This is a genomic window from Streptomyces sp. NPDC001156, from assembly GCF_053598275.1.
In genome coordinates this window covers 1-2191 of record NZ_JBSFJX010000468.1, presented here as the reverse complement: position 1 = coordinate 2191, position 2191 = coordinate 1, and the positions used below count along the sequence as shown (strand labels likewise).

The window sequence follows — 2191 nt, the reverse complement described above, 5'->3', positions numbered from 1 at the left end:
CGGCGGCCTGCCGGACCTCACGGGCCTCCGCGCCGGCGACCCACCGGTAGAACCCAGAGCGCGAGACCCCAAGGACCCGGCATATCCGCTGGACGTCGAAGTCGGAGCGGTGAGGCTGTTGCGTTTTCGTAAGGCGGAGACCCAGTCGTCGGCATGCTGCGGTCCGTGATTCCGTGCGTGCCGGTGTCCCATGGCTGGTGTGGGGATGAGGGGTGCCCCTCTCGCCTCCGCCCGTCGGCTCAGGCGGTCAGGGCAGCGGCTCGCTCGTCGGGGGCCAGGCTCAGGACCTTCCGGAGGTTCAACACCAGTGCTGCGAAGTCGAGTTCGGCCTGGCAGGCGGCGAGCCCCGGCGGGAGAAGCGACGGAGGCCGGTGCGGTCCTTGAGGTGACCGTTGACTGGTTCCACGGCGGCGGCGCGTCGTTTGCAGAGTGTTGCACCGTCGATGGAGGCCAGGCGATGGGTCATGCGGGTGCGGGCGTCTGCGTCCGACGGCAGCAAACCCAGGTCTTCCCCCGGCCGCGGCAGGTCACGGGAGTTGCCGGTTGCGATGAGCCGGTCCGGACCGGGTGCGGTGAGGCTCTCGTTGGTGCAGTAGCCGTTGTCGAGCAGCAGTACGCCGATCCAGTCCTGCACGCAGGGACATGCGGACTGCCCGCAACCGCGCGTAGATGCCTCTTGCCCGCGGCCTTCTGCGGGTGAGGCGGCGGATGTGATGCAGCAGCCTCCTGGGGAGGGGCATTGTTCATCGCAACGAGCCTGGTGGACCAGGAGGGCGGCTTGGACCGCGGCCGTACTCATCGGCTGGAACTGGTGCAGGTCGTTAGCGTCCTGCACCCGTTCCGGAACCAGGACCAGTCCGTCGCTCGCGACCGCGAGCTGGGCGTTGTATCCCTGGACTGCCCCGCCGTCGGCTGCGGACATCAGCCTGCTGTCCGGGTCAGTCACGTTGCGTCGCACCTGACGACGGACGCTGCGCGGTTCCTTGCTGCCGCCACGGCCTCGTTTCGTCGGCAGGTCCTTCTCACCGGCCGCGGCCTCTGCGGCGGTCAGGGCCTGCTCCGCCCTGGCCAGTCGCTGCCGGGCGCGCGAGACCTCTTTGCCCTTGTTCTCGTCGAAGCTGAACAGGCCGAGGTTCGGCTTGGAACCCCGGCCGGCCTCGGCCAGCCGGAGCTGCTCGCGAACCTCCGCGATCCGCTCCCGCTTGCGGGCCTGCGCCTCGTGCAGATGCTGCCGGGCAGCCTCAACTCGGGCGGTGGCCACGGTCACCCGGTCCGCCCCGGGCGGTAGCGGACCACCTCCGCTGCGGCCTTGCCTCGCCCGTTCCACGCGGGCCTGGGCTCTGGCCGCGATCGACTGCTCATCCTGCCCGCGCGCGGTTTCCTCGGCTTTGACCTCCTCAAGACACCGCCGGATGCGCTCGTTGCGATCCTGTCGACACCGGAGTTGCCGCGGCGTTTCGGCGCTTCGGCTCGCCGTCCCGAGGGCGGCGTCCTCCGCCTCATCCACGGCAGCTGCCTCCGAGGTGATGGCGTTGACCTGCTCCTGCAGCCATGCACGTCGGCAGGAAGCGGCCCGGGACGCGTTCGCCGCTACCTTCGTGCCGTCGATCGCGATCGTGCCCAGCCTGCCGAGCCCGGCCTTCGCGCAGATCAACAAGACTTGAGTGAACAGCTCTCGCACCGAGCCCTGATGCATCTGCCGGAATCGCGCGATCGCCGTGTGGTCCGGTACCTGCAGAGCACAGATCACACGCATCGCCACATCGGTCCGGCATAGCCGCTCGATCTGCCGCGAGGAACGTATCCCGTCTGCGTACGCGTAGATCAACAGCGCCAGCATCATCCGCGGGTCATAGGCCCGACGTCCCACCCCACCCAGCGAATACCGTTTCTCCAGACCGCTCAGGTCCAGGTGATCGACGACCTCGAGCAGTACCCACACCACGTGATCGTTGGGCAGCCGCTCTCGCATGTCCACCGGGAGCAGGAACTGCTGGTCACGGTCCACCGGCCGGAAACCCTTTGCCATACCGCCATCCAACATGGCTGCCACCAGCCCACAGCAACCGGGTCAGCCCGTCAAAACGCAACAGCCTCGGTTGTCGGAGATGAAGTCCCAGCGGCGCCTCACGCCCTCATCTCCTTGGCGAAATATTGGGCTGCCCGGCGCAGGATCTCCCGCTCGAGTTCC

1 protein-coding gene is annotated in these 2191 nt (G+C 68.4%); it reads right to left on the bottom strand.

Going from position 1 to position 2191, the window contains the following annotated elements; all coding sequences use genetic code 11:
- Positions 1–298: 298 nt before the first annotated feature.
- Positions 299–2029, bottom strand: a complete 1731-nt coding sequence (locus tag ACWDA7_RS52240) for a transposase (RefSeq protein ID WP_450615190.1) — start codon at positions 2027–2029, stop codon at positions 299–301.
- Positions 2030–2191 lie beyond the last annotated feature (162 nt).